This window comes from Cupriavidus alkaliphilus, assembly GCF_900094595.1.
GTDB classification, from domain to species: Bacteria; Pseudomonadota; Gammaproteobacteria; order Burkholderiales; family Burkholderiaceae; genus Cupriavidus; species Cupriavidus alkaliphilus.
This window is the reverse complement of sequence record NZ_FMAD01000003.1, coordinates 165,997-189,678: the sequence shown is the minus strand read 5'-3', so window position 1 is coordinate 189,678 and position 23,682 is coordinate 165,997. Positions and strand designations below refer to the sequence as shown.

At 66.2% G+C, this 23,682-nt stretch carries 23 protein-coding genes; 16 read left to right on the top strand and 7 right to left on the bottom strand.

Annotated elements, in window-relative coordinates; all coding sequences use genetic code 11:
- Positions 1–2: 2 nt before the first annotated feature.
- The 4 genes from GA0116996_RS07490 to loiP all read left to right on the top strand — a co-directional run bounded on the left by GA0116996_RS07490 (position 3) and on the right by loiP (position 4,568).
- On the top strand, positions 3–419 hold the full coding sequence (locus GA0116996_RS07490) for a gamma-glutamylcyclotransferase family protein (RefSeq protein WP_092308869.1): 417 nt from the start codon (positions 3–5) through the stop codon (positions 417–419).
- Positions 420–529: 110 nt separating this feature from the next.
- Positions 530–1,480, top strand: a complete 951-nt coding sequence (locus GA0116996_RS07485; protein ID WP_167355481.1) for an alpha/beta fold hydrolase — start codon at positions 530–532, stop codon at positions 1,478–1,480.
- A 336-nt stretch (positions 1,481–1,816) separates the two neighbouring features.
- Entirely contained in the window at positions 1,817–3,112 is a 1,296-nt protein-coding gene (gene aceA / locus GA0116996_RS07480; RefSeq protein ID WP_092308863.1) for an isocitrate lyase, read from the top strand.
- A gap of 694 nt (positions 3,113–3,806) precedes the next feature.
- Complete coding sequence (gene loiP / locus GA0116996_RS07475) at positions 3,807–4,568, top strand: metalloprotease LoiP (protein ID WP_092308860.1); 762 nt, start codon at positions 3,807–3,809, stop codon at positions 4,566–4,568.
- 81 nt (positions 4,569–4,649) lie between these two features.
- Here loiP and GA0116996_RS07470 read toward each other — a convergent pair whose 3' ends face one another.
- Both GA0116996_RS07470 and GA0116996_RS07465 read right to left on the bottom strand, forming a co-directional pair.
- On the bottom strand, positions 4,650–5,084 hold the full coding sequence (locus tag GA0116996_RS07470; protein ID WP_092308857.1) for a universal stress protein: 435 nt from the start codon (positions 5,082–5,084) through the stop codon (positions 4,650–4,652).
- A 174-nt stretch (positions 5,085–5,258) separates the two neighbouring features.
- Positions 5,259–6,209, bottom strand: coding sequence for a LysR family transcriptional regulator (locus tag GA0116996_RS07465; RefSeq protein WP_092308854.1), 951 nt, complete (start codon positions 6,207–6,209; stop codon positions 5,259–5,261).
- Positions 6,210–6,501: 292 nt separating this feature from the next.
- Here GA0116996_RS07465 and GA0116996_RS07460 point away from each other — a divergent pair, with 292 nt between their 5' ends.
- The 6 genes from GA0116996_RS07460 to GA0116996_RS07435 all read left to right on the top strand — a co-directional run bounded on the left by GA0116996_RS07460 (position 6,502) and on the right by GA0116996_RS07435 (position 11,902).
- Positions 6,502–7,203 carry a haloacid dehalogenase type II gene (locus tag GA0116996_RS07460; RefSeq protein WP_092308851.1) on the top strand — a complete coding sequence of 234 codons (702 nt, stop codon included), beginning with the start codon at positions 6,502–6,504 and terminating at the stop codon, positions 7,201–7,203.
- A 51-nt stretch (positions 7,204–7,254) separates the two neighbouring features.
- Positions 7,255–8,841 carry a malate synthase A gene (gene aceB / locus GA0116996_RS07455; RefSeq protein WP_092308848.1) on the top strand — a complete coding sequence of 529 codons (1,587 nt, stop codon included), beginning with the start codon at positions 7,255–7,257 and terminating at the stop codon, positions 8,839–8,841.
- A gap of 335 nt (positions 8,842–9,176) precedes the next feature.
- Positions 9,177–9,734, top strand: coding sequence for a TIGR01841 family phasin PhaP3 (gene phaP3 / locus GA0116996_RS07450; RefSeq protein WP_092308845.1), 558 nt, complete (start codon positions 9,177–9,179; stop codon positions 9,732–9,734).
- Between the two features lie 266 nt (positions 9,735–10,000).
- Positions 10,001–10,744 carry an acetoacetyl-CoA reductase gene (phbB, locus tag GA0116996_RS07445; protein ID WP_092308842.1) on the top strand — a complete coding sequence of 248 codons (744 nt, stop codon included), beginning with the start codon at positions 10,001–10,003 and terminating at the stop codon, positions 10,742–10,744.
- A gap of 177 nt (positions 10,745–10,921) precedes the next feature.
- A complete protein-coding gene (locus tag GA0116996_RS07440; protein ID WP_092308839.1) occupies positions 10,922–11,353 on the top strand; it encodes a universal stress protein in 432 nt (143 codons plus the stop codon).
- Positions 11,354–11,437: 84 nt separating this feature from the next.
- Positions 11,438–11,902 carry a ferritin-like domain-containing protein gene (locus GA0116996_RS07435; RefSeq protein ID WP_092308836.1) on the top strand — a complete coding sequence of 155 codons (465 nt, stop codon included), beginning with the start codon at positions 11,438–11,440 and terminating at the stop codon, positions 11,900–11,902.
- Between the two features lie 62 nt (positions 11,903–11,964).
- On the opposite strand, the gene GA0116996_RS07430 is transcribed toward GA0116996_RS07435, so the two are convergent.
- Entirely contained in the window at positions 11,965–12,960 is a 996-nt protein-coding gene (locus tag GA0116996_RS07430) for a LacI family DNA-binding transcriptional regulator (RefSeq protein ID WP_092308833.1), read from the bottom strand.
- Between the two features lie 250 nt (positions 12,961–13,210).
- On the opposite strand from GA0116996_RS07430, the gene GA0116996_RS07425 reads away from it, so the two are divergent.
- Together GA0116996_RS07425 and GA0116996_RS07420 are read left to right on the top strand one after the other, a co-directional pair.
- Positions 13,211–14,359 (top strand): L-talarate/galactarate dehydratase, encoded by a 1,149-nt coding sequence (locus tag GA0116996_RS07425; RefSeq protein WP_092308830.1) that lies wholly within the window; start codon positions 13,211–13,213, stop codon positions 14,357–14,359.
- A gap of 37 nt (positions 14,360–14,396) precedes the next feature.
- Positions 14,397–15,353, top strand: coding sequence for a Bug family tripartite tricarboxylate transporter substrate binding protein (locus GA0116996_RS07420; RefSeq protein ID WP_092308828.1), 957 nt, complete (start codon positions 14,397–14,399; stop codon positions 15,351–15,353).
- 19 nt (positions 15,354–15,372) lie between these two features.
- On the opposite strand, the gene GA0116996_RS07415 is transcribed toward GA0116996_RS07420, so the two are convergent.
- Entirely contained in the window at positions 15,373–15,891 is a 519-nt protein-coding gene (locus tag GA0116996_RS07415) for a hypothetical protein (protein ID WP_092308825.1), read from the bottom strand.
- 91 nt (positions 15,892–15,982) lie between these two features.
- A complete protein-coding gene (locus GA0116996_RS07410) occupies positions 15,983–17,746 on the bottom strand; it encodes an ABC transporter ATP-binding protein/permease (RefSeq protein WP_092308822.1) in 1,764 nt (587 codons plus the stop codon).
- Between the two features lie 234 nt (positions 17,747–17,980).
- Between GA0116996_RS07410 and GA0116996_RS07405 the strand changes: the two genes are divergently transcribed.
- Both GA0116996_RS07405 and GA0116996_RS07400 read left to right on the top strand, forming a co-directional pair.
- Positions 17,981–18,937 carry a LysR family transcriptional regulator gene (locus GA0116996_RS07405; protein WP_092308819.1) on the top strand — a complete coding sequence of 319 codons (957 nt, stop codon included), beginning with the start codon at positions 17,981–17,983 and terminating at the stop codon, positions 18,935–18,937.
- A gap of 65 nt (positions 18,938–19,002) precedes the next feature.
- The gene (locus GA0116996_RS07400; RefSeq protein WP_092308816.1) at positions 19,003–19,989 is read left to right on the top strand and encodes a Bug family tripartite tricarboxylate transporter substrate binding protein; all 987 of its coding nucleotides are present in this window, start codon (positions 19,003–19,005) and stop codon (positions 19,987–19,989) included.
- A 12-nt stretch (positions 19,990–20,001) separates the two neighbouring features.
- On the opposite strand, the gene GA0116996_RS07395 is transcribed toward GA0116996_RS07400, so the two are convergent.
- Positions 20,002–20,421, bottom strand: a complete 420-nt coding sequence (locus tag GA0116996_RS07395) for a DUF1801 domain-containing protein (protein WP_092308813.1) — start codon at positions 20,419–20,421, stop codon at positions 20,002–20,004.
- Positions 20,422–20,512: 91 nt separating this feature from the next.
- On the opposite strand from GA0116996_RS07395, the gene GA0116996_RS07390 reads away from it, so the two are divergent.
- Positions 20,513–20,995, top strand: coding sequence for a DUF1801 domain-containing protein (locus GA0116996_RS07390; protein WP_208601237.1), 483 nt, complete (start codon positions 20,513–20,515; stop codon positions 20,993–20,995).
- Positions 20,996–21,164: 169 nt separating this feature from the next.
- Complete coding sequence (locus GA0116996_RS28430) at positions 21,165–21,920, top strand: helix-turn-helix transcriptional regulator (RefSeq protein ID WP_092308807.1); 756 nt, start codon at positions 21,165–21,167, stop codon at positions 21,918–21,920.
- 97 nt (positions 21,921–22,017) lie between these two features.
- Here GA0116996_RS28430 and GA0116996_RS07380 read toward each other — a convergent pair whose 3' ends face one another.
- Positions 22,018–23,457 carry a hypothetical protein gene (locus GA0116996_RS07380; RefSeq protein WP_141693718.1) on the bottom strand — a complete coding sequence of 480 codons (1,440 nt, stop codon included), beginning with the start codon at positions 23,455–23,457 and terminating at the stop codon, positions 22,018–22,020.
- Positions 23,458–23,682 lie beyond the last annotated feature (225 nt).

The following is a 23,682-nucleotide window of genomic DNA, read 5'->3' as shown; positions in this document are numbered from 1 at the left end:
GCATGCCGCGCGTCTTCGTCTACGGCACGCTGCGCGCCGGCGAAGTCAACGACCTGAACGCCGCGGCGCGGCGCCATGGCATTGCCGCGCCCACGCTGCTGGGCACGGGTATGGTGGCCGGCAGGCTTTATGACTTTGGCACCTATCCCGGCCTGGTGCTGGACGCCGGCGGCGGACCGGTGGTCGGCGATATCTACGAGATTGCCGACGCCCTGCTGCCGGTGCTGGACGAGATCGAGGAGGTCTATCCGGGCCAGGCCACGCTGTTCGTGCGCGAGGAACAGGCGGTGCAGCACAACGGCCAGCCCGTTACCTGCCTGCTGTACCCGGTGGCCGACGCCGCGGCCGCCGCGCTGCCGCGCATCGACAGCGGTGACTGGGTAGCCTATCGCCGCGCCCGCGATACGGCCGCGGCCTGAATCCCGCAAGCGTTTCAAACAGCGGCGCCGATTGGCGGTCAGATTTGGCGGTGCCGTTGGCTTTTGCGTAGCATGGCCGACCATGACATCGACCGATGGAACCGACGGCCATGCATGCCCCGCAAGTCCCGCAGCAAATTCCGCCGCAACGGTGCCGCATCGATGCCGGCGACGTGCGCCTGGCCGCTACCCGCTGGAGCGTGCCCGGACCAACCCGACCGACCATCGTGCTGGTGCACGGCTATCCCGACAACAGCGAAGTCTGGCACGCGGTGGCGGCGCAGATGGCCGGGCGCTTCGACGTGGTGGCCTACGACGTGCGCGGCGCCGGGCGTTCGACCGCCCCGCACGCGACCGCGGCCTACCGGCTGCAAAAGCTGGCCGACGACTTCATCGCCGTGATCGACGCGGTGTCGCCGCAGCGCGCGGTGCATCTGGTCGGCCACGACTGGGGCTCGATCCAGGGTTGGGAATTTGTCACCGATCCCCGCCTGCGGGGGCGCATTGCCTCGTTTACCTCCTGCTCGGGCCCGTGCCTGGACCACGCGGCCATCGCGCTGCGCGAACTGCGCGGGCAGCGCTCGCTGGCGGCGCTCGGCCAGGCGCTGCGCCAACTAATGGCCTCCTGGTACATCGGCGTGTTCCACCTGCCGTGGCTGCCCGAACTGGGCTGGCGGCTGTGGCTGGGCCGGGCCTGGCCGCGCTACCTGCGCCTGACCGAGGGCGTGCGCGTCGGGCCGAACCCGACCCAGATCGCCGACGGCTGCCACGGCGTGCGCCTGTACCGCGCCAATATCCTGCCGGTGTTGCGCGCGCCACGCCGCCGTGCTGTGCATGCGCCGGTGCAGCTGATCGTGCCGCTGCATGATCGTTACGTAACGCCCGCGGTGACAGAAGGCATGCACCGCTGGACCCCGCAGCTGTGGCGCCGCACCGTGCCGGCGCAGCACTGGCTGCCGTTGGCGGACCCGGCGGGGTTTGCCGCCATGGTCGGCGAATTCGTCGACCATATCGAAGGCGCGCCGGCTTCCGCGGCGCTGCAGGCGAGTCGCATCCGCTAGCGGCTTGCGCCACATCCGCCGATTTTTCACAATGTGGAAAATAGTTTTGGACCGCAAAAATACAGGTTTGCGGAGCACAACGCCATTTCTCATGATGGAAGATTCTGTCCCGCATCATGAAATATTTTCTGCACGTTATTGATTTAAAAGAAAAATAAATCTTGGTTCCCACCTGGTTCGGGGTTGTTGCAACGCAGTAGCGTTCTCTACACTCTTATATAAGACACAGGACAACGGGCATGAAAACGGCGGCCAGCGCAGCGGCGACACGATGCAGCCCGGGTCAGGCGAGCACGAGATTCTCACCCATCCCCAATCACGTTCAGGAGAGCGACCATGAACCGCCAAGAGCAGATCCAGGCCCTGCAGAAAGACTGGGACACCAATCCGCGCTGGAAGGGAATCAAGCGCAATTTCACCGCCGAAGACGTGGTGCGCCTGCGCGGTTCGGTTCAGGTCGAGCACACCCTCGCGCGCCGTGGCGCTGAAAAGCTGTGGCACTTGCTGCATACCGAGCCGTTCGTCAACTCGCTCGGCGCGCTGACCGGCAACCAGGCCATGCAGCAGGTCAAGGCGGGCCTGAAGGCGATCTACCTGTCGGGCTGGCAAGTCGCCGGCGACGCCAACCTGGCTGGCGAGATGTACCCCGACCAGTCGCTGTATCCGGCCAACTCGGTGCCGCAGGTGGTCAAGCGCATCAACAACACCTTCCAGCGCGCCGACCAGATCCAGTGGAGCGAAGGCTCGGGCGACACCGACTTCTTCGCCCCGATCGTCGCCGATGCGGAAGCAGGCTTCGGCGGCGTGCTGAATGCCTTCGAGTTGATGAAGTCCATGATCGAGGCGGGCGCCGCCGGCGTTCACTTCGAGGACCAGCTGGCTTCGGTGAAGAAGTGCGGCCACATGGGCGGCAAGGTGCTGGTGCCGACCCGCGAAGCCGTCGCCAAGCTGACCGCCGCGCGCCTGGCTGCCGACGTGTCGGGCGTGCCGACCCTGGTGATCGCCCGCACCGACGCCGAGGCCGCCGATCTGCTGACCTCGGACATCGACGACAACGACAAGCCGTTCTGCACCGGCGAGCGCACCGTCGAAGGCTTCTACCGCGTCCGCAACGGCCTGGAGCAGTCGATCTCACGGGCGCTGGCATATGCCGAGGTGGCTGACCTGGTGTGGTGCGAAACCGGCAAGCCGGACCTGGAGTTCGCCAAGAAGTTTGCCGAAGCCGTGCACGCCCGCTTCCCGGGCAAGATGCTGGCCTACAACTGCTCGCCGTCGTTCAACTGGAAGAAGAACCTGGACGACGCCACCATCGCCAGGTTCCAGCGCGAACTGGGCGCGATGGGCTACAAGTTCCAGTTCATCACGCTGGCCGGCTTCCACTCGCTCAACTATTCGATGTTCAACCTGGCCTACGGCTACGCCCGCAAGCAGATGAGCGCGTTCGTGGAACTGCAGGAAGCCGAGTTCAAGGCCGCCGAGAAGGGCTTCACCGCGGTCAAGCACCAGCGCGAAGTCGGCACCGGCTACTTCGACGCCGTGACCCAGACCATCGAAGGCGGCCAGTCGTCGACGACCGCGCTGAAGGGCTCGACCGAAGACGAGCAGTTCTTCGAAGACAAGAAAGTGGCCTGACTCTCCTGGTCACTCCCGCCGGCTCGTGGGTCCGGCGGGATCGGGAGCGCGTGCGACCATCGCGCGCTCTCTTTTAGGCGACGCGCCGTTCTCTCTCTCAGGGACGGCGCGATTTTTTTATTCTCGATGCGACTGCCGTACCTGCGCCGGATGCAGGAGCGCGTACCGCGATTCACTCGAAGGTGCCAGCCGCCTTGGAGAGCGTCCACCCCACGCCGAGGCATAGACCCACCCATCCAATCGCGATCAGGGCGACGTCGTGCCAGTTCATCGTGCGACGCCCAGGTCGACGCAATTTGAATGTGTCCCGTGACGAAGGCATGGCCGTCTCCCTCGAAAGCATGGGAACAGGCTAGGGCACCGATCCGAGATTTCACGGAAGGATTTGTAAAGGTTTGTTGCGGTGCGGATGAGCCTCCCCATGATCGAGCCATGCAAGTTCAATCCCTTCATTACTGTGCCGGGCACGACCGTGGTCCTGCGGCAGGACCGCTGACACACTGGGGACCGCTGCAAAACGCGCACGGGGGCCGCCGCATCTCTTTTGCCTTTCGAACTGGAAGATTGTCCAAATGCAACAAATTGTCATTTTTGGCGGCTTGCAGCATTTGGGTGATTCCCTCGCGCGGGCAGATGGCTTAAAGTGCCGGGGCCTTTATCGGCACCTCCGAGCCACTCCACCCAGAACAACATCATGAAAGCAACTCTCTCGCTCGCTGCCTGCGCCGTCGCGGCGGCACTGCTGGCCGGCTGTTCCGGCGGCATGCCCACCAATGTCGACGGCATGCTGAGCGCCGGCACCTCGCTGGCCAAGGCTGCCACGCTGTCCGACGCCGACGTCAAGAGCCTGTCGGACCAGGCTTGCGCGGAATCGGACAAGACCAACAAGATCGCCGCTGCCAACACCACCTACAGCAAGCGCCTGGTCAAGATCATGAGCGGGCTGAAGAACAGCGACGTGCCCAACGTCAACGCCAAGGTCTACATGACCAAGGACGTCAACGCCTGGGCCATGGCCAACGGCTGCGTGCGCGTCTACAGCGGCCTGATGGACATGATGACCGACGACGAAGTGCGCGGCGTGCTGGGCCACGAACTGGGCCACGTGGCGCTGGGCCACACCAAGAAGGCCATGCAGGTGGCCTACACCGCCACCGCCGCGCGCGGCGCGGCGGCGTCGGCCGGCAATGGCGCGGTGGCGGCGCTGTCGCAATCGCAGCTGGGCGAGCTGGGCGAGAAGCTGATCAACGCGCAGTTCTCGCAGTCGCAGGAGACCGCTGCCGACGACTATTCGTTCGACCTGCTGACCAAGAACAAGGCCAGCACCAAGGGCCTGGTCACGGCGTTCCAGAAGCTGGCCAAGCTCGACGGCGGCAAGTCCAGCATGTTCTCGTCGCACCCGGGCTCGGAAGACCGCGCCAAGCATATCGAGCAGCGCATGAGCAAGGCTTCGTAAGCGGCCTGCGCAAGCAAAAAACCGCCCGCACCGGCATGACCGGTGCGGGCGGTTTTGCTTTGGCGCGCGCTGCGCCGGGCTTCAGCGGTAGACGATCACCGGAATGTCGGTATGCGTCAGCACCTTCTGCGTCTCGCTGCCGAGCAGCAGGCCTGACAGCCCGCGCCGGCCGTGCGAGGCCATGAAGATCACGTCGCAGCCATGGCGCTCGGCGGCGTCGATGATGCCAAGGTAGGGCACGGCAAAGGTCGACATGTCGGCGTCGAAGGTCACGCCGGCCGCCGTGGCCAGGTTCTCGATCTCTTTCAGATACAGCTTGGCCTGGTTCTCGATGCGGTCCTTGAACGCCTGCGGGGCCTCGACCACGATTTCGCTGAACGGCGTGTACGGGTATTCCTCCAGGCAGACATAGGCCGTGACGCGTGCGCCGATGGCCTTGGCGAGCTCCAGTCCGCCGTTGATGGCTTTCTTGGAGAGTTCCGAGCCGTCGGTGGGAAGCAGGATATGTTGGAACATGCGGGGCTCCTTTGCTGACTAGGGGTCGGGGCAGGGCGGCGACCCGCCGGTTCGCGGCATCGCCGCGGCGCCGGGCAGCGCCTGTCTTGAATGCATTGTAGTCAGTGTGCCGAGAAGGTCATTGCGTAATGTCAATGGCATCCGACGGGGCGCAAGTCCGCATTGGCACCGTGCCTAGTCCGCCAGCACCTCCGCCACGGGCAGCGCCAAAGCCTGCTCGGCACGCCGCCAGTAGGACGGATTGCCGTAGGTGTTCTTCAGGTGGTCGATAAACAGCCGCACCCGCAGCGGCAGGTGCTTGCGCTGCGGGAACACCGCATGGATGCCGATCGGCGGCGCCTGGAACTCGTCCAGCACCGTCACCAGCCGTCCGCTGGCAATCTCGCTGCCGACTTCCCACCACGAGCGCCAGGCCAGCCCGTTGCCTTGCAGGCACCACTCGTGCAGCACCGCGCCATCGCTGCATTCCATGGTGCCGCCCACCTTCACCGTCACGGCGCGGCCTTCTTCCTGGAACACCCAGCCGCGCTGCATGTTGGCGCTGGCGCCGAAGGCCAGGCAGTTGTGGCGCTGCAGGTCCTCGGGCGTGCCAGGGCGCCCGGCGCGCGCCAGGTATTCCGGCGCTGCCACCACCACGCGGCGGGTCTCGGCCAGCCGGATCGAGACCAGGCTGGAATCGGGCAGGTCGCCCAGGCGGATCGCGCAGTCGAAGCCTTCGTTGACCAGGTCGACCACGCGGTCGGACAGGTCCAGCGTGATCGACACGTCCGGGTGCGACTCGATGAACAGCGGCACCAGCGGCGCCACGTGCTTGCGCCCGTAGCCGGCCGGCGCGGTTACGCGCAGGTGTCCGCTGGCCTTGACGCCGCCCGCCGAGACGCTGGCCTCGGCGTTGTGCAGGTCGTTCAGGATGCGCTGGCAATCCTCCAGGAACGCCGAGCCCTCGAAAGTCAGGCTGATCTTGCGCGTGGTCCGTACCAGCAGCTTGACGCCCAGCCGCTCTTCCAGTGCATCGATGCGCCGGCCGATGATCGCGGGCGCCACGCCCTCGGCCGCGGCGGCGGCGGACAGGCTGCCGCGCGAGGCGACGGATACAAAGGTCTCCAGTTGTTTGAAATGGTCCACGAATGTTTCGCCTGATATGCGCGGGAGAACCCGCGGGGTGCTGCGCTGGACACGCACCGGGTGCCGGGGCGGGCCTTTGGCCACCAGTGAAGAGGATTTGGTGCGGAGTTTTGTTTTAGTCAGCCAAGATTAGTTGTGTAAAAGTAAAAGATCAAGTGACCGACGGCCACTTTGCCGCACTGCAGCGTCTCCCTACAATTCGATGCATTCAATGGTGTACAGAGCCACGCAGCTGTGGTCTGGCCGCCGCTTACTCAGTCGCCCCCTACCGTTGCAGGTTGTCCAGGCTCCCATGAACAAGATCCGCGCCGTCGTCTTCGATGCCTATGGCACGCTGTTCGACGTGTATTCCGTCACCGCGCGCGCGGAGCAGCTGTTCCCGGGCCGTGGCGAGGCGCTGGCGCTGTTGTGGCGCGACCGCCAGATCGACTACACCCGCATCCGCACCATGGCGGCGCCCGACGGCGCGCACTACAAGCCGTTCTGGGCCATCACCGTGGACGCGCTGCGCTACGCCGCCGAGCGCCTGGGGCTGCCGCTGGACGAGGCCGCCGAGGCGCAGCTGCTGAAGGAATACGCGTGCCTGTCGGCGTTCCCCGAAAACCTCGGCGCGCTCAAGCGCCTGCGCAAGGCGGGGCTGCCGCTGGGCATCCTGTCCAACGGCAACGCCGAGATGCTCGACATCTCGGTCAAGAGCGCCGGCATGCACGGGCTGTTCGACCATGTGCTGTCGGTCGATGCGGTGCGCCAGTACAAGACCGCCCCCGCCGCCTATGCGCTGGGGCCGCTGGCCTTCGGGCTGGAGGCGCAGGAGATGCTGTTCGTCTCGTCCAACGGCTGGGACGCCTGCGGCGCCAGCTGGTATGGGTACACCACTTTCTGGATCAACCGTGCCGGCCATCCGGCGGAGCGGCTCGACGTAGCCCCCTCCGGCACCGGGCACGACATGAACGACCTGCTCGAATTCGTCCGCGCCCATGGCGTGGCGGCATAGCAGGGCGCCCAACAACCAAAGCTATCGCTATCGTTTAACAGGAGAACACTGATGGCTATCACGCTGCCCGCGGGCATGAAGATTACCGGCGAAATCCTGCCGGCCTACGAAGATATCCTCACGCCGGAAGCCCTGGCCCTGGTAGACAAGCTGCACCGCGCCTTCGAGCCGCGCCGTCAGGAACTGCTGGCTGCGCGCGTCGCGCGCGCCAAGCGCCTGGACGCCGGCGAGGTGCCCGACTTCCTGCCGGAAACCAAGAGCATCCGCGAAGGCGACTGGAAGGTTGCGCCGGTGCCCAAGGCGCTGGAATGCCGCCGCGTGGAAATCACCGGCCCGGTCGAAGCCAAGATGGTGATCAACGCCTTCAACTCGGGCGCTGACAGCTACATGACCGACTTCGAGGACTCCAACACCCCCAACTGGCACAACCAGCTGCAGGGCCAGGTCAACCTGAAGGCCGCCGTGCGCCGTACGCTGACGCTGGAATCCAAGGGCAAGCAATACAAGCTGAACGACAAGATCGCCACGCTTCAGGTGCGTCCGCGCGGCTGGCACCTGGACGAGAAGCACGTCACCATCGACGGCAAGCGCGTCTCGGGCGGCATCTTCGACTTCGCGCTGTTCCTGTTCCACAACGCCAAGGAGCAGATCGCCCGCGGCGCCGGCCCGTTCTTCTACCTGCCGAAGATGGAAAGCCATCTGGAAGCGCGCCTGTGGAACGACATCTTCGTGATGGCGCAGAACGAAATCGGCCTGCCGCAAGGCACCATCAAGGCCACCGTGCTGATCGAGACCATCCTCGCCGCGTTCGAGATGGACGAAATCCTGTATGAGCTGCGCGAGCACAGCGCCGGCCTGAACGCCGGCCGCTGGGACTACATCTTCTCGTGCATCAAGAAGTTCAAGAACGACAAGGACTTCTGCCTGGCCGACCGCGCCAAGGTCACCATGACCGCGCCGTTCATGCGCTCGTATGCGCTGCTGCTGCTCAAGACCTGCCACCACCGCGGCGCGCCTGCGATCGGCGGCATGAGCGCGCTGATCCCGATCAAGAACGATCCGGAGAAGAACGCCATCGCCATGGAAGGCATCATCAGCGACAAGCGCCGCGACGCCACCGATGGCTACGACGGCGGCTGGGTGGCGCACCCGGGCCTGGTCGAGCCGGCGATGAAGGAATTCGTCGCGGTACTGGGCGACAAGCCGAACCAGTTCGGCAAGCAGCGTCCGGACGTGCAGGTGAAGGGCGCCGACCTGCTGAACTTCCAGCCGGAAACGCCGATCACCGAGCACGGCCTGCGCATGAACATCAACGTCGGCATCCATTACCTGGGCGCCTGGCTGGCCGGCAACGGCTGCGTGCCGATCCACAACCTGATGGAAGATGCCGCCACCGCCGAGATCTCGCGCTCGCAGGTGTGGCAGTGGATCCGCTCGCCCAAGGGCAAGCTGGAAGACGGCACCAAGGTCACGGCCGAGCTGGTGCGCAAGCTGATTCCGGAAGAGCTGGCCAAGGTCAAGGAACTGGTTGGTGGCGACACCAGCACCTACGACCGCGCTGCCGAGATTTTCGAGCAGATGTCCACGTCGGAAGACTTTGCAGAGTTCCTGACGCTGCCGCTGTACGAAGAAGTCTGAGCGCAAGCCGCGTTCGCCATTAAGGAAAACCGCAGCTCTGGCTGCGGTTTTTTTTTTCGCCGCCGGCCGCGTTAAGCCGGCCTTACACCTGTCATGCAGTGCAGCAATACAGGGTAAATACTTGTAACATTAGAGGTCCATGCTGCACTTTCGTTGTCCTCTCTTCAATACTTTTTGGGTTTATCCCTAGGGTTTAGATTGGAGGAAACACTCTAGGATGCGGGTTCGATGGTGCGCTGCAAGATCGGCGCCGAGGCACGGCTGGTACGCTGTGCCGCTAGCGATTGCCAGTGCTGCCGCGCCATTCCGTCCGATCCAACCCACAGGAGATCTGCATGTCACCTTTTACGCCCGAACAATTTGCTGCGGCGCAGAAGTCCAACGTGAGCCATTTGTTCGCGCTGACGAACACGGCGTTTGAAGGTTTCCAGAAGCTGGCCGAGCTGAACCTGCAAGCCATCAGGACCTCGCTCGCCGAAGGCCAGGAAAACGTCGAAGCGGTGCTGGCCGGCAAGGATGTTCGCGAAGTGTTCGCGGCGCAGGGCAACCTGGCCCAGCCGGCCGCCGAGAAGGCAGTGGCGTATGTACGCCACGTCTATGAAATCGCCTCGAATACGCAGGCGCAACTGAGCAAGGCCGTCGAGGCTCAGTACGAACAGCACAACCGCAATGTCCAGGCATTCGTCGACACCTTCGTGAAGAACGCGCCGGCCGGTTCGGAAGCGCTGACCGCGCTGCTGCAGTCGGGCGTTGCCGCGGCCAACACCACGTACCAGTCGTTCCAGGACGCCGCCAAGCAGACCGCTGAAGTCGCCAAGGCCAACTTCGCCAAGACCGCCGCAGCCGCGTCGGCCACGGCCGCGAACGCTACGCCGCGCGCCGCCAAGGCGTAACCCACAGCGCTGCCCCGGCCAGGCCGGAGCACGCGCTGCACACAGATCGCAGGCATGCAGGCCGGGAACCCCGCGTTCCCGGGCCCGCGGCACCGCGACACCATATCTTCCCGCCCCATCCATGCGCACCGGGACCGGCACGTCCGGCCCGGCATGGCCGCGCTTTGCCTGCGCGACGGCGGCGGGAATTTGCTCGGGGACCACCGGGGGAATGTCCCTTGCTGCACGGCAGGGGTCTTTCAACTCACGAAAACGACGCAATCAGCATGACGAAGAGAATCGCATTGGTAACAGGTGGCATGGGTGGACTCGGCGAAGCCATCAGCATCCGGCTGCACGACGCCGGCCATGCCGTGGTGGTGACGCACTCGCCCGGCAATGCCAAAGCCGGGGACTGGCTGGCCACGATGGCGGCCAACGGCCGCGAGATGCGCGCCTATGAGGTCGACGTCTCGGACTATGACGCCTGCCAGGCCTGCGCCGCGCGCATCCTGGCCGATGTCGGCCAGGTCGACATCCTGGTGAACAATGCCGGCATTACGCGCGACATGGCGTTCAAGAAGATGGACAAGCCGAACTGGGATGCGGTGATGCGGACCAATCTCGATTCGGTGTTCAACCTGACCAAGCCGCTGTGCGAAGGCATGGTCGAGCGCGGCTGGGGCCGCATCATCAATATCTCGTCGGTGAACGGCTCCAAGGGCGCGTTCGGCCAGACCAACTATGCCGCGGCCAAGGCCGGCATGCACGGCTTCACCAAGTCGCTGGCGCTGGAAGTGGCGCGCAAGGGCGTGACCGTCAACACGGTCTCGCCGGGCTACCTCGCCACCAGGATGGTCAACGCCGTGCCCAAGGACATCATGGAGACCAAGATCCTGCCGCAGATTCCGGTTGGCCGCGTCGGCAAGCCTGAAGAAGTGGCGGCGCTGATTGCCTACCTCTGCTCGGAGGAGGCGGCCTATGTGACCGGGTCCAATATCGCCATCAACGGCGGCCAGCACATGCAGTAAGCAGGTCGGCACCGGCCCGTGCCGGCTCCCGGAAAACCCGTTCCGGGAGCGGTACGGCGCAAGTGCCAGCCGCCGGTCATCGCCGCGTTCCTTCCGCAAGCCGGATTCTTGTCCATACTGAAGCTTGACCGGCGGACGCCTCACCCCGCCGGGCACCACTGCGGACGGAGGGAAATCGTGTTCAAGCACATCTTGCTGGCCACCGACGGCTCAGAACTGTCAAGAATGGCGATGGAGGCAGCCATCGGCTTTGTCAAAGCCGACGGCACCAGGCTGACCGCCTATACGTGCATGGAGGAGTATCCCTATCTGGCCTCGGGCGATGCCGGCCATCCCAGGCGCCAGGCGTTCGAGGAGCAGGAAGCCGAGCGGGCGCGGGCCCGGCTCGAAGAGGTGGTCGCCGCGACCAGGGCGGCAGGCGTGTCCTGCGCCACGGACATGACGGCAAACGTTCCCTACAAGGGCATCATCGATGCCGCGGCGAGGCACGAGTGCGATGTGATCTTCATGGCGTCGCACGGGCGCAGGGGCCTGGACGCTTTGCTGGTCGGCAGTGAAACGCAGAAGGTGCTCACCCATTGCCGGGTGCCAGTGCTGGTCTACCGCTGAAGGCGCGGACGCCGACGCGGGGGCGCAACCATTGCGGCCCGGGTGCGCGGTTGCTGTCGAATTCCATCCCACGGAGGTACTGCCATGGCGGATATCGAACAGGAAAAGGTCGTCGGCGTACTCAATCGGATACTGGAGGCCGAGCTCGCCGGAGTGGTGCGCTACACGCACTATTCGTTCCTGGTGTTCGGCTTCGGCCGCATTCCCATCGTGTCGTGGCTGCGTGAGCAAGCCAACGAGTCGTTGCTGCACGCGCCCCAGGCGGGCGAATGGATAACCACACTGGGCGCCTATCCTTCGCTTGGCATCGGTGAACTGCTGGACGTCCACACCACCGATATCGGTGCGATCCTGCGTGAATCGCTGGCAACCGAGCAGCAGGCGCTCGAGGCGTACCGTGAACTGCTGACCCTGGTCGAGGGCCGCTCCGTGGCGCTGGAAGAATATGCGCGGCAATTGATCCAGCTGGAGGAGCTGCATGCCGGCGAGGTCGAGAAAATGCTGCGCAAGCCCGGTGTCGCGGTAGCCGGGCAGGCAGGGAAGGGCTGACCAGCACCAGCGCAGGCAAGGCTGCTGTCCCGCCACGGCACGGCATCGTTCACCGCGATGCCTCAGGTCGATCCCCGTTCGATAATGCGGAAGCCGACGTCGATGACGGGCTCGGCAACGGCCTTGCCCTGGCAACGGTCGAGCAGCAGGCGCGCCGCCAGGGAGCCGATGGCAGCCCCATCCACATGCACCGTTGTCAACGACGGATTCAGGTGCGCCGCGAAATCGGCATCGCCGAAGCCACAGATGGCGAGATCCTCGGGAATGCGCAAGCCGCGCGCAAGTGCCTCGACCATGACGCCTTGCGCGAGCTGATCGGAACTGCAGTAGATGGCCTGGATGCGCGGATCCTGCGCCAGCAGCCCGGCCAGCGCCTGGCGGCCGAGGGCCAGGCTGCTCGGGGCAGGCACGACCACGGTGGGCACTTCATGCCCCACCGTCGAGACAAAGCCTTCACGGCGCACGGATGCGCGGTGATCGTCGCCGGTGGCAATGCCCAGGCGGCGCCAGCCTTTGCCAAGGAAGTAACCGGCAACGGAACTGCCGACTTTCACGTGCGAAAAGCCCACGCTCATGTCGACAGGACGGTCACTGAGGTCCCAGGTTTCGACAACCGGAATCCCTGCGCGGCGCAAACGCTCGCGGGCTGCCTGCGAGTGGACCAGCCCGGTGATCACGATGCCATCGGGGCGGCGGCTGATCATCGTCCCCAGCAAGGCTTCTTCCCGCGCGTGGTCGTAGCCCGTTTGTCCGAGGATCAACTGGTAGCCGGCCGCGTCCAGCGCATCGGTCAGCGCCTTGACCGTCGGCAGGAACTGCGCCACCGCGATATTCGGCACTAGTGCGGCCACCATCAGGCTTCTTTTCGACTTCAGTCCGCCGGCGAGCAAATTGGGGATGTAGCCGGTCGCCGCCACGGCCTGCTGCACCCGCGCAATGGTCTTCTCGGACACCATGCGGGGATTGCTGAGTGCGCGCGAGGCGGTGATCAGCGAGACACCGGCCTCGCGCGCCACGTCATGCAAGGTCACGGACTTTGGCTGGTTCGTATTCGTCATCCGGGTTCTGACTCAGGGTAAATCGCTAGCGTCAACCTTGCCTGGCGCCGTTGACGGGTTAAAATGATAACGTTACCATCCGTTCATTCTCCATCGCAACTGCGGCAGCTCCTGCTTGCACGGGCTGCCGCAGGCCGAATGACTGATGACGGTTGGATTATATCAATCTTGCTTGCCGAAGAATGATAACGTTGTCATTCGATCGGCCGAGCCGCGGCCGAGACCTTTCCTTTTCCTTTTTGGGCATGCCATGACAAGTACCAGTACCCCATCCGCCGATGCCATCGCCTGGATCCGGCTCTCGTCGTGTTACCTGCCGCTGGCCACGCCGATCAGCGATGCCAAGGTCCTGACCGGCCGGCAGAAGCCGATGACCGAGGTCGCCATTCTCTTTGCCGAGATCCGGACCGCCCACGGCCTGGAGGGCGTTGGCTTCAGCTATGCCAAGCGCGCCGGCGGTCCCGGACAGTTCGCGCATGCCAGTGAAATCGCGCCGGCGCTGATCGGCGAGGATCCCAATGACATTGCAAGGCTGTGGGACAAGCTCTGCTGGGCCGGGGCATCGGTGGGGCGCAGTGGATTGTCGATCCAGGCGATTGGCGCCTTCGATGTGGCGCTGTGGGATCTCAAGGCCAGGCGGGCCGGCCTGTCGCTGGCAAAGCTGCTCGGGGCGCAGCGAGATGCCGTGCGCTGCTACAACACTTCCGGCGGCTTTCTGCATACGCCGCTGGACCAGTTGCTGGTCAATGCGGCGGCGTCGGTGGCGCGCGGCATCGGCGGCATCAAGCTGAAGGTGGGCCAGCCCGACGGCGCACTCGACATCAGGCGGGTTGCCGCGGTGCGCGAGCAACTGGGGGAGGCGGTGCCGCTGATGGTCGATGCCAACCAGCAGTGGGATCGTCCCACGGCGCAGCGCATGTGCCGCACCTTTGAGTCGTTCAACCTCGTCTGGATCGAGGAGCCGCTCGACGCCTACGACCATGAAGGCCATGCCGCGCTGGCGGCCCAGTTCGATACTCCGATCGCGACCGGTGAAATGCTGGCCAGCGCGGCCGAACACTGGGACCTGATCCGCCACCGCGCCGCCGATTACCTGATGCCGGATGCGCCCCGGGTGGGCGGCATCACCCCGTTCCTGAAGGTTGCGGCCATGGCCGAGCAGGCGGGCCTGATGATCGCACCGCACTTTGCCATGGAGTTGCACGTGCATCTTGCCGCGGCCTATCCCCGCGAGCCGTGGGTGGAGCATTTCGACTGGCTCGAGCCACTGTTCAACGAGCGGCTGGAGATCCGCGACGGCCGCATCATCGTGCCGACCAGGCCGGGCCTGGGCGTCACCATCAGCGAGCAAGCCCGAGCCTGGACGCGACACCGGGCCGAGTTTGGCGATCGCGGCTGAGGTACCCCGTCATACCGAACACAAGAGGAGACAGAACATGAAAAAGCTGATTGCATCCGTGCTGCTGGCGGCAGCCATGACCGGCGCGCACGCGGCGTGGCCCGAGAAGCCCGTTACGCTGGTGGTTCCCTTCCCGGCGGGCGGCTCGACCGACAATGTCGCGCGCATCCTGAGCGCGAGGTTCCAGGCGCAATTCGGCGGCAGTTTCGTGGTCGACAACCGTCCCGGGGCGGCCGGCATGATCGGTGCGGCTGCCGTCAGGCGCGCGCCGGCCGATGGTTATACTGTCTTCGTTTCGTCGCTGGGCCCGTTTGTCATCGGCCCGCATCTGGCGAAGAATGCGGGCTATGATCCGCTCAAGGATTTCGACTACATCAGCGTCGCGGTGCAGGCGCCGAATGTGCTGGCGGTGCCTGCCGGTTCACGCTTCAAAAACCTCCAGGATGTGATCGCCTACGCGAAGGCCCATCCCGACAAGATGACGTTCGCGTCCGCGGGAAACGGCACCAGCGACCACCTCACCGCGGCATTGTTCTGGCAGCAGACCGGCACGACCGGCATCCACATCCCATACAAGGGCGGCGCTCCGGCGATGAATGACCTGATCGGCGCACAGGTCGACGCCAGCTTCATGAACATCAATACCGCGGTCCCGCATATCCGGGCGGGCAAGCTGCGCGCGCTCGCCATTACCAGCACAAAGCGATCGCCGATCCTGCCCGACGTTCCGACCATGGACGAGTCCGGCATCAAGGGTGTGACGGTCTATTCCTGGCAAGCGGTGGCGGCGCCCAAAGGCCTTCCCGCGGATATCAGGGCGAAGCTGCATGCCGCCACCGTCGAGGCGCTCAATGATGCGGCAGTCAAGGCAAAACTGCTCGATGTCGGTTTCGAGATCGTGGCCAATACGCCGGAACAGTTCACCGCGTTCCAGGCGTCGGAGTTCGCCCGCTGGAAAAAGGTCATCGAGGCGGGGAAGATTACGGCCGATTGACCCTGCCAGGCAGCGCTGCCTACTTGCTGCCGTCGCGCGCATCCCCGCCGATCGCATCGACGATGATCATGGTGCGGTCCAGCACGCCACGCTCGTCGAAGTACGCGCTGAAGTGCGCCGGCTGGTACGCACCGGCGTAGAGCCGGTACGACCACGCCTCGCGTTTCATCATCGGGTAGTATTCGACCGGCTCGCGCGGCAGGCCGAAGTGCTCGGCCACGTCCTGCTTGGTCCACACGCCCGGGCGGGCGGCGTAGATTTCGTTCTCGGTCAGCATCTGGCGGAAGCTGGTCAGCTTGCCGCCGGCGTCGAAGTCCGCGGCATACACCTCGAAACCGAGCGGCTGCTTGGAATAGATCCAGCGGCTGGTGCCGTTGGCGAGCGGATAGGTTTCGGAAGGCGCGCCGAAGGTATCGCGCACGGCGCTCTGCGGGCTGCCGATCATTTTCTGCGCGGTCTGCATGGGCTGCAGCGTTGCGCAGGCACACATCAGGGTTGCCGCGGTGGCGGCCAGCCAGACGGACAGGCGATGGCGCATGGTGGGTCTCCGGTAAGCACTGCGGAAGGGAATCCGTTCAGCATAGCGCAACGCATCCGCGCGCGTGCTGGCGCTGCCGGTGTCCCGCCCGCTACCAGCCGAATCGGTAATCCTTTGCCGGATGCAGCCGCCAGGTGCCGTCGCCCGGCAGTTCCAGCACCTGGTGGTGGTACTTCAGCAGCGTGGGCCGGTGGCTGACGCTGACCAGCGTCGCCTGCAAGCCCGCCAGCAACTGGTACAGCGCATCTTCGTTGCTGATGTCGAGGGCGCTGGTGGCTTCGTCCAGCATCACATAGCGCGGCCGGGCCAGCAGCACGCGCGCGATGGTCAGCCGCTGCTGCTCGCCCAGCGACAGCACCTTGCTCCAGTCCACTTCCGTGTCGAGTCCGCCGAAGCGGCCGGCGATGTCGCGCAGGTTGACGGTATCCAGCAATTGCAGCAGCTCGTCGTCGGCAACGTGCCGGCCGACATGGTTGGGGTAGAGCAGCTGGCTGCGCAGGCTGCCGACCACCATGTAGGGATGCTGCGGCAGGAACAGCATGTCCTGCGGCGCCGGCCGCACGATGCGGCCGGTGCCGCTGTTCCACAAGCCCGCGATCGCGCGCATCAGCGAACTCTTGCCGCCGCCGCTGGCGCCTACGATCAGCAGTCCCTCGCCGGGAGGGATCGACACGCTGAGGTCGGTGACCAGCGTGCGCTCCTGGTTGGGCGTCTGCAGCGTGACATGTTCCAGCGCGAGCCGCGAGTCCTGGCGGGACTCGATGGTGGCGGCAGCCCGCGGCGCGGTCGTCTTTTTCCCGGTCAGGGTGCTGGAGAACGTGTCCAGGCGATCGAGCCCGGCCACGAACCGGCTCAGGTCTTCAAAGTTGTCGACGATCACCGTCAGCGCGTTCAGCACGGCGGCGAAGGCACCCGCGGCGCGGATCGCGCTGCCGACCTCGAGCTCGCCGTCCAGCACGCGCGAGGCCACGATCGCGCTGGGCAGCAGGATGGTCAGGAAGCCATAGCCATACTGGAACATGTTCAGTCCCAGCTGCCACTTGATAAGCCGCTCGAAGTTCTGGAACGCCTTGCCGAAGCGCCCGCGGACATGGGAGGACTCCTGCGGCTCGCCGCGATAGAACGCAATCGACTCGGCGTTCTCGCGCACGCGGATCAGGCTGAAGCGGAAGTCGGCCTCGCGCTTGAGCTGGTAGAAGTTCAGGCCGATCAGCACCCGCCCGAAACAGGCGATCGAGACAAAGGTGCCGGCGATCGCGTACACCACCAGGAAATAGACCAGTTCCCTGGAGATCATCCACAGCACCGCGCTGAACGCAATCAGCTGCAGCAGCGCGCCGATGCCGATCGACAGGAAGAACAGCGACTGCCGCGTAAAGGTGTTGATATCCTCGGAGATGCGCTGGTCGGGATTGTCGATGCCGGCATCCGCATTGAGCTTGTAGAAAATGCGGTTCTTGAAATATCCGTCCAGGTAATGGTGGGTCATCCAGCGCCGCCAGTGCAGGCCCAGCGTGTTGCGGATGTAGTAATAGACCGCATAGACGGGAATGGCGACGATCAGGATGTACAGGCAGGTGCGGATCGAGGCCCAGAAACGGTCGGCGTCGCGCGCCGCCAGCGCCGAGGTGAATTCGCCGGTCTGCTCGTTGATCAGCACCTCGGCCTGGGTCTGGCCCAGCAGCAGCAGGATCAGCACCAGCAGCAGGCTGGCGGCCTTCCAACGCTCCTGCGAGACCCAGTAGGGTTTGGCGATCACCCAATAGCGGGTCCAGACGTGCCGCGTGGACGTGGCGGGGCGTTTGCCGGGGGCCGTAGTGCTGTCGGCCACTTGCGGCTCGGGCACGGCGCTCATAATCCACCTCCGGGGTGCTGAGCGGATTTCATTGTCGTCACATGGCGGCACGGCTCCGGGAGCGCGGCGCGGCGGAAAATGACTATTGAAATATAGGCCAGCAAAATCGATGCCCGGCGCTTTTGCACGTGCCCGGCCCGGGCGGGCGCCAGGCGCCGCTGGCCGTGGCTTGACGCAGGCGTCGAAGCTGATTCCAATCCCGGGTGACCGTTTCCCATCACAGGCCGACCCCGCATGGACCGCTTCGACGCGCTGCAACTCTTCACCCGGATCGTGGAACTGGGCTCGTTCACCCGCGCCGCCAGCGCGCTGGACATGCCGCGCGCCACGGCGACCCACGCGATCAAGGAACTCGAGGCGCGCGTCGGCGCCCGGCTGCTGGAGCGCACCACGCGGCAGGTGCGCCCGACGCTGGACGGGCAGGCCTTCTATGAGCGCGGCAAGCGCGTGCTGCAGGCGCTGGAAGATGCCGAGACCTCGCTCAGCACCCAGGTGGCCGACCCGCGCGGCACGCTGCGGCTGGACCTGCATGGCACCCATGCCACGCTGATCATCCTGCCGCGCATCGGCGAGTTCCGCGCGCGTTATCCGCATATCGACCTGGTCATCAGCAGCGGCGACCGCCTGGTCGACCTGATCGGCGAGGGCATCGATTGCGTGGTGCGCGCCGGCCGGCCGCGCGATTCGTCGCTGGTGGCGCGGCGCCTGGCGGAGATGCCCGAGGTGTTGTGCGCCAGCCCCGCGTACCTGGCGGCGCACGGCACGCCGCGGCATCCGTCGCACCTGGGCGAACACGTCGGCGTGGGCTTCTTTTCCCGCAACCATGACAACCGCTACCCGTTCACCCTGACCGTCGATGGCGAGGTGCGCGCGTTCCGGGCCAGCGGCTGGATTTCAGTCAGCGATGCCGAGTGCTATACCAGCGCGGCGCTGGCCGGCTGCGGCCTGATCCAGGTGCCGCGCTTCCGCGTCGAAGACCATTTGCGCGCCGGGCGGCTGGTGCCGGTGCTGGAGGCCTGGCCATGCCCGGACCTGCCGGTGTCGGCGCTGTATCCGTTCCACCGCCAGCTGGCGCCGCGCGTACGGGTCTTTGTCGACTGGGTGGCGGGCATCTATGCGGAACGGTTCGGGCCGCCGCGGGCCACTGCCGGCGCCGCGCATGGTGGAAACCCGGGCGTGTCCCCGGCCTGAACCCTCACTAAGATGAAAGACCTGCCGCCGGTGCGGCGCACAACGATAACGCGGAGACTTCATCTATGGATCGTCGACAGTTCCTTGGCACCGCGGCACTCGCGGTGGCGGCCGGCGTGGCGCCGCACGCCCTGGCCCAGCAGTGGCCCGCCCGCGCCATCCGGCTGGTGGTGGCCTATCCGCCGGGCGGCGGCACCGACGTGGTGGCGCGCCTGTTCGCCGACTACCTCGCGCGCGTGACCGGGCAGGCGGTGGTGGTGGAGAACAAGCCCGGAGGTGCCACCATTCCGGCCACGCAGGACGTGATCCGCGCAAAGAACGACGGCCAGACCCTGCTGGTGACGCTGGGCTCTTCGGCCACCTCGGGCGCGCATATCAACCGCGTGCCCTACGATCCCTTGACCGACCTGACCGCGCTCGCCGAACTCGGCCGCGCGCCGGTGCTGATGGCCGCCAACAAGGACGCGCCGTATAACACGCTGAAGGAACTGGTCGCCTACGCCAAGGCGAATCCGGGCAAGCCGATCCACTCGGCCTCGTACGGTCCGGGCACGTCGTCGCACTTCGGCCCGCTGCTGTTCAACCGGCTCGCCGGCACCAACCTCGAACCGGTGCTGTACAAGGGGTCGGCGCCGGCCACGCAGGACCTGGTGGGCGGCGTGGTGCCGCTGATGATCGACGGCCTGACCACCGGCGTGCCGTTGTACCAGGCCGGCAAGACCAAGGTGCTGGCCACCACCATCCCGGAGCGCTCGGAACTCGCGCCCGGCGCGCCCACGTTCCGCGAACTGGGCTACCCCGAGATGGAGCGGCTGAGCGGCTATTTCGCGCTGTTTGGCCCCAAGGCGATGCCCCGCGAGACGGTGGAGGCGGTCTCCGGCGCGGTGCGCAAGGTGCTGGCCGATCCCGCCTACCAGAAGCGGCTGGCGGGCGTGGGCGTGCTGCCGCCGCAGGCGGTCACGCCCGATGCGTTCGCCACGCAGATCCGCGCCGACCATGCGCGCTGGGGGCAGTTCATCAAGGATATCGGGTTCAAGATCGAGGGAAGCTGAACCTCCGGCGCTTCACGCGTCGTCTTGCTGGCTGGCCTTTGCCCGGCTGCGCGCCGGCGCTTTTTTCTTCGCCTTGCCCTGGTTGAAAGCGATCGCGGCGCGGACCAGGGCCTTGAGCGCGCGTGCGTCGATCTTGTCGCCCTCGGCCAGGTCGATCGCGCGCCATTTGTTGCCGCCCAGGCCGGCGTTGAAAAGATGGTCCGGGTCGGGCAGGCTGGCGCCGTTGGTAAAGGTAATCTTCACCTTGGCCTTGTGGGCGTTGGCGACCGCGATCATGCCGTCGCGCGACCATACCGGGCTGCCCATCCATTTCCATTCCTCGACGATGCCGCTGTCGGCGGCGAGGATGGCCTTGCGCAGGCTGGCCAGGGTCTGGCCGCGCCAGTCGGCCAGGCCCGCGATCAGCTGGTCGATCTGTTCAGACGGATTCATCGATGCTCGTTCCTCAAGGTTCTGGCTGACCGGCTTATCATAGCCGCTCAGTGCGGTCTCGCCGACCAACGTCAATCGGGGGAGTTCAGCCATGGCCAACAGCACGTCCCGGACCCCGGCAGGGGGTGCGCGCAAGCCTCAGCGGAAAGCCGCCACCCGGCCCGCCACCGGCAAGCCGGTGCTGCTGGCAGGCGGCAATCCGCAGATTCCGAAAGGCGATGGCGATGCGCCGGTGCAAGCCTATCTCGCGGCGATGCCGGGCTGGAAGCAGCACGCGGGCCGGCGCCTGGATGCACTGGTCGAGCGCAACGTGCCCGATGTGAACAAGGCGGTGCGCTGGAATTCGCCGTTCTATGGCAGGGCGGGGCAGGGCTGGTTTCTCAGCTTCCATTGCATGACCCGCTACATCAAGGTGACGTTTTTTCGCGGCATGTCGCTGGATCCCGTGCCGCCGGTCGAATCCAGGGACAAGGACACGCGCTATTTCCATATCCACGAAGGCGAGGACTTCGACGAGGCGCTGCTGGCGCACTGGATCCGGCAGGCCGCGGCGCTGCCGGGGTGGAAGCCTTAGCCAGGCGGCGCGCGGCCCGCGCGAGCCGAAGCGCTTCCCCCGAACGGGGCGTTCCATCGGCGCCGGAATTTGCCTACCCTTGCAAGCTTCATCGGCCGGCGGCCAGTTGCCGCGCGGCTGCGTCTTCACGATCGCACCCGCGACGGGCGCGCATCCTGCCGGAGAGTGCATGAAGGTAGATCCACTCCGTGACTGGCAATACGCCGAGACCGTGCTGAATGCGCGCACGCCGCAGGAAGTCGCACAGGTCGCGCTGCGCGCGGCCCGGGCCATGGGCTTCAACCACCATGCCTACGTCATGAAGCAGCCCGCGCTCGGTCCGCAGGACGACAACGACTTCGTCTGCTTCCACGATTTTCCGGCGGACTGGGCCCGTGCGCGCTACGAGCCGCTGCGCGCGAAGCGGCACGAGGATGGCGACGCGCGCGTGGCGCACGTGCGCGCGGGCATGCCGGCGACGTCGTGGAATGCGCTGGGCGAGGTCGACCACACGCGCCGCGATATCGGACAGAGCGCGCGCAAGCTGCTGCGCAGCGCGGGCGAGCACGGGCTCAACGCGGGCCTGACCATTCCGCTATGGACGCCGGGAATAGACTGGGCCTTCATGACGCTGACCACCGATGCTACCTCCGACCTGCGCGCGCTGCGCACCACGCTGGCACCGATGAGCTATTTTGCGCACTGCCTGCATTCGGCGCTGCGGCGGCTGCAAGGCGACGCCGCGCGCCCGGCGCTGAGCCGGCGCCAGCGCGAGATCCTGCACTGGGCGGCGATCGGCAAGACCACATGGGAGATCTCCACCATCCTCGGCATCAGCGAGAGCACCGTCTACTTCCACCTGAACGTTGCCGCCGACAAGCTCAATACGCGCGGGCGCCAGGCCACCTGCGCGCGCGCGGTGGCGCTGGGGCTGCTTTCCATCTGACACCGCCGCGGCGTTGACCGGGCGGTCTGCCGCTCACGCGCACAAGCCCCGGGGGCAACACCTCCCCCGGGGCTCGAGCCAGCGCGACAAGCGCGCGTCAGTTGGCCGGCGTGTAATAGCGGCCGGCGATACGGGTGCCGGCGTCGCTCCACTGGTTCCAGACCAGCGCCGCATTGCCTTTTTCGTTTACCGCCAGGGCGGGGATCGCGGCGCTGTCGCCGTAGCTCTCGCCCAGCGCAGGGGTGCCCCAGCCGGTGCCGGCGACATAGCGGTTGGTCCACAGGTCGGCCACGCTGCTGCCGTCGGGCTCCTGGGTCCAGGCGACAAAGCCGTTGCCGGCGCCGTCCAGGCCGACCGTCGGCAGGCTGGGCGTGCGCGTGCTGGCGCCGAGCAGCACGGTCGCGGTGCCCCAGGCGCCGTTGGCCGGCGCGACGCTGGCCACCAGCGTGTTGTCGCTGCGGCCCCAGGCCACCATGGCGTCGCCGCGCGCATTGACCGACAGCCGCGCCTTGCTGATAAAGGCTTCGGCCGCCGGCGGCGCCACCGCGACGGGGTTCTGCCAGGCCGAGGTAAAGCGCCTGGCGTAGAGCGTGCTTGCCGCGGTGCCGTTGGCGACATCGGATTGGCCCCATACCAGCGTGGCGTTGCCGCTGCCGTCCATGGCGATGGCGGGATAGCCGAGCGAGCGGTCGATGCTGTCGTCGCGCACCAGTTCGCTGGGCGCGTCCCAGCTGCCGCCGCTGAAGCGGCTGGTCCAGATGCCGTTGCTGGCCAGGTCGGTCAGTTCCCACACGGCAATCGCCTCGCCCGAGGGCGCCACGGCAACCTGCGGGCGCAGGTTCTGGATGCCGGTGTCATTGGGGGTCGCGAACATCGATTCCGTGCCCCAGCCGCTGGCGGCGGTGTAGCGGTTCGCGACGATCTTGAACGGGCCGAACTGACCGTCGCGCTGGCTCCACACCGCGATCGCGTTGCCGCTGCTGTCCATGCCGACCTGCGGCTGCGCGGCCAGGCCAGCGCCGGCCTCGATGCGCGCCAGCGTGCCCCAGCCGGCGGCCGGATCGAAGGGCCTGGCCCAGATGTCATAGGCGCCCGCGCTGGTCAGCTGAGCCCACACCACCATGGCGCGGCCGCTGGCGCGGTCTATCGCGATCTGCGGACCGTCGGTGGCGCCGGCGGCGTCGTTCTCCAGCGCCACCGGCGCGCTCCAGCCGGATCCCGGCACGTAGCGGCTTGCCAGCACGCTTTCGTTGGCGGTGCCCGCATCGAGCTGCATCCAGACCGCGATGGCGTTGCCCGCGGCATCGATGGCGACGTTGACATTGCCCGCGCCGGCCTCGCTGAAGGGCGCCGGATCGGTCCAGCCCGCAGGCGTGGGCGTGCCGGGGTTGCCGGGGCCAGGGTTGCCGGGGTTGCCAGGCGTTCCGGGGGTGCCCGGGGTGCCAGGGTTGCCGGGGTTGGGTGTCGTGCTGTTATCGTCCCCGCCGCACGCGGACAGCGCCGCGCAAACCGCCATCAGCAAAATTGTCTTACGCATTGAGTCTTCCCTTTCGGATCTTGTTCTTCAACGATCAATTCGCGCCCGGGCCGGCATGACGGCGCCGTGGAGGCCGCAGTGGACGCGGCGCCTGCAGCTGGCGCGAATTGCCACGGGCGAGAATAGTGAAAGGCGGGCAGGGTGGCGCGCCAACCCTGTGGGATTCCACAGGGTGGCCGCAACGCGCGGCGGTGGCGCGCGCTCATGCCGGGCCACCCGGCTTCT

Bases quoted from the DNA above. Each gene is read 5' to 3' on its own strand.
- GA0116996_RS07490 (WP_092308869.1), top strand. From the start codon at position 3: ATGCCGCGCGTCTTCGTCTACGGCACGCTGCGCGCCGGCGAAGTCAAC.
- GA0116996_RS07485 (WP_167355481.1), top strand. From the start codon at position 530: ATGCATGCCCCGCAAGTCCCGCAGCAAATTCCGCCGCAACGGTGCCGC.
- aceA (WP_092308863.1), top strand. From the start codon at position 1,817: ATGAACCGCCAAGAGCAGATCCAGGCCCTGCAGAAAGACTGGGACACC.
- loiP (WP_092308860.1), top strand. From the start codon at position 3,807: ATGAAAGCAACTCTCTCGCTCGCTGCCTGCGCCGTCGCGGCGGCACTG.
- GA0116996_RS07470 (WP_092308857.1), bottom strand. From the start codon at position 5,084: ATGTTCCAACATATCCTGCTTCCCACCGACGGCTCGGAACTCTCCAAG.
- GA0116996_RS07460 (WP_092308851.1), top strand. From the start codon at position 6,502: ATGAACAAGATCCGCGCCGTCGTCTTCGATGCCTATGGCACGCTGTTC.
- aceB (WP_092308848.1), top strand. From the start codon at position 7,255: ATGGCTATCACGCTGCCCGCGGGCATGAAGATTACCGGCGAAATCCTG.
- phaP3 (WP_092308845.1), top strand. From the start codon at position 9,177: ATGTCACCTTTTACGCCCGAACAATTTGCTGCGGCGCAGAAGTCCAAC.
- phbB (WP_092308842.1), top strand. From the start codon at position 10,001: ATGACGAAGAGAATCGCATTGGTAACAGGTGGCATGGGTGGACTCGGC.
- GA0116996_RS07435 (WP_092308836.1), top strand. From the start codon at position 11,438: ATGGCGGATATCGAACAGGAAAAGGTCGTCGGCGTACTCAATCGGATA.
- GA0116996_RS07430 (WP_092308833.1), bottom strand. From the start codon at position 12,960: ATGACGAATACGAACCAGCCAAAGTCCGTGACCTTGCATGACGTGGCG.
- GA0116996_RS07425 (WP_092308830.1), top strand. From the start codon at position 13,211: ATGACAAGTACCAGTACCCCATCCGCCGATGCCATCGCCTGGATCCGG.
- GA0116996_RS07420 (WP_092308828.1), top strand. From the start codon at position 14,397: ATGAAAAAGCTGATTGCATCCGTGCTGCTGGCGGCAGCCATGACCGGC.
- GA0116996_RS07415 (WP_092308825.1), bottom strand. From the start codon at position 15,891: ATGCGCCATCGCCTGTCCGTCTGGCTGGCCGCCACCGCGGCAACCCTG.
- GA0116996_RS07410 (WP_092308822.1), bottom strand. From the start codon at position 17,746: ATGAGCGCCGTGCCCGAGCCGCAAGTGGCCGACAGCACTACGGCCCCC.
- GA0116996_RS07405 (WP_092308819.1), top strand. From the start codon at position 17,981: ATGGACCGCTTCGACGCGCTGCAACTCTTCACCCGGATCGTGGAACTG.
- GA0116996_RS07400 (WP_092308816.1), top strand. From the start codon at position 19,003: ATGGATCGTCGACAGTTCCTTGGCACCGCGGCACTCGCGGTGGCGGCC.
- GA0116996_RS07395 (WP_092308813.1), bottom strand. From the start codon at position 20,421: ATGAATCCGTCTGAACAGATCGACCAGCTGATCGCGGGCCTGGCCGAC.
- GA0116996_RS07390 (WP_208601237.1), top strand. From the start codon at position 20,513: ATGGCCAACAGCACGTCCCGGACCCCGGCAGGGGGTGCGCGCAAGCCT.
- GA0116996_RS28430 (WP_092308807.1), top strand. From the start codon at position 21,165: ATGAAGGTAGATCCACTCCGTGACTGGCAATACGCCGAGACCGTGCTG.
- GA0116996_RS07380 (WP_141693718.1), bottom strand. From the start codon at position 23,457: ATGCGTAAGACAATTTTGCTGATGGCGGTTTGCGCGGCGCTGTCCGCG.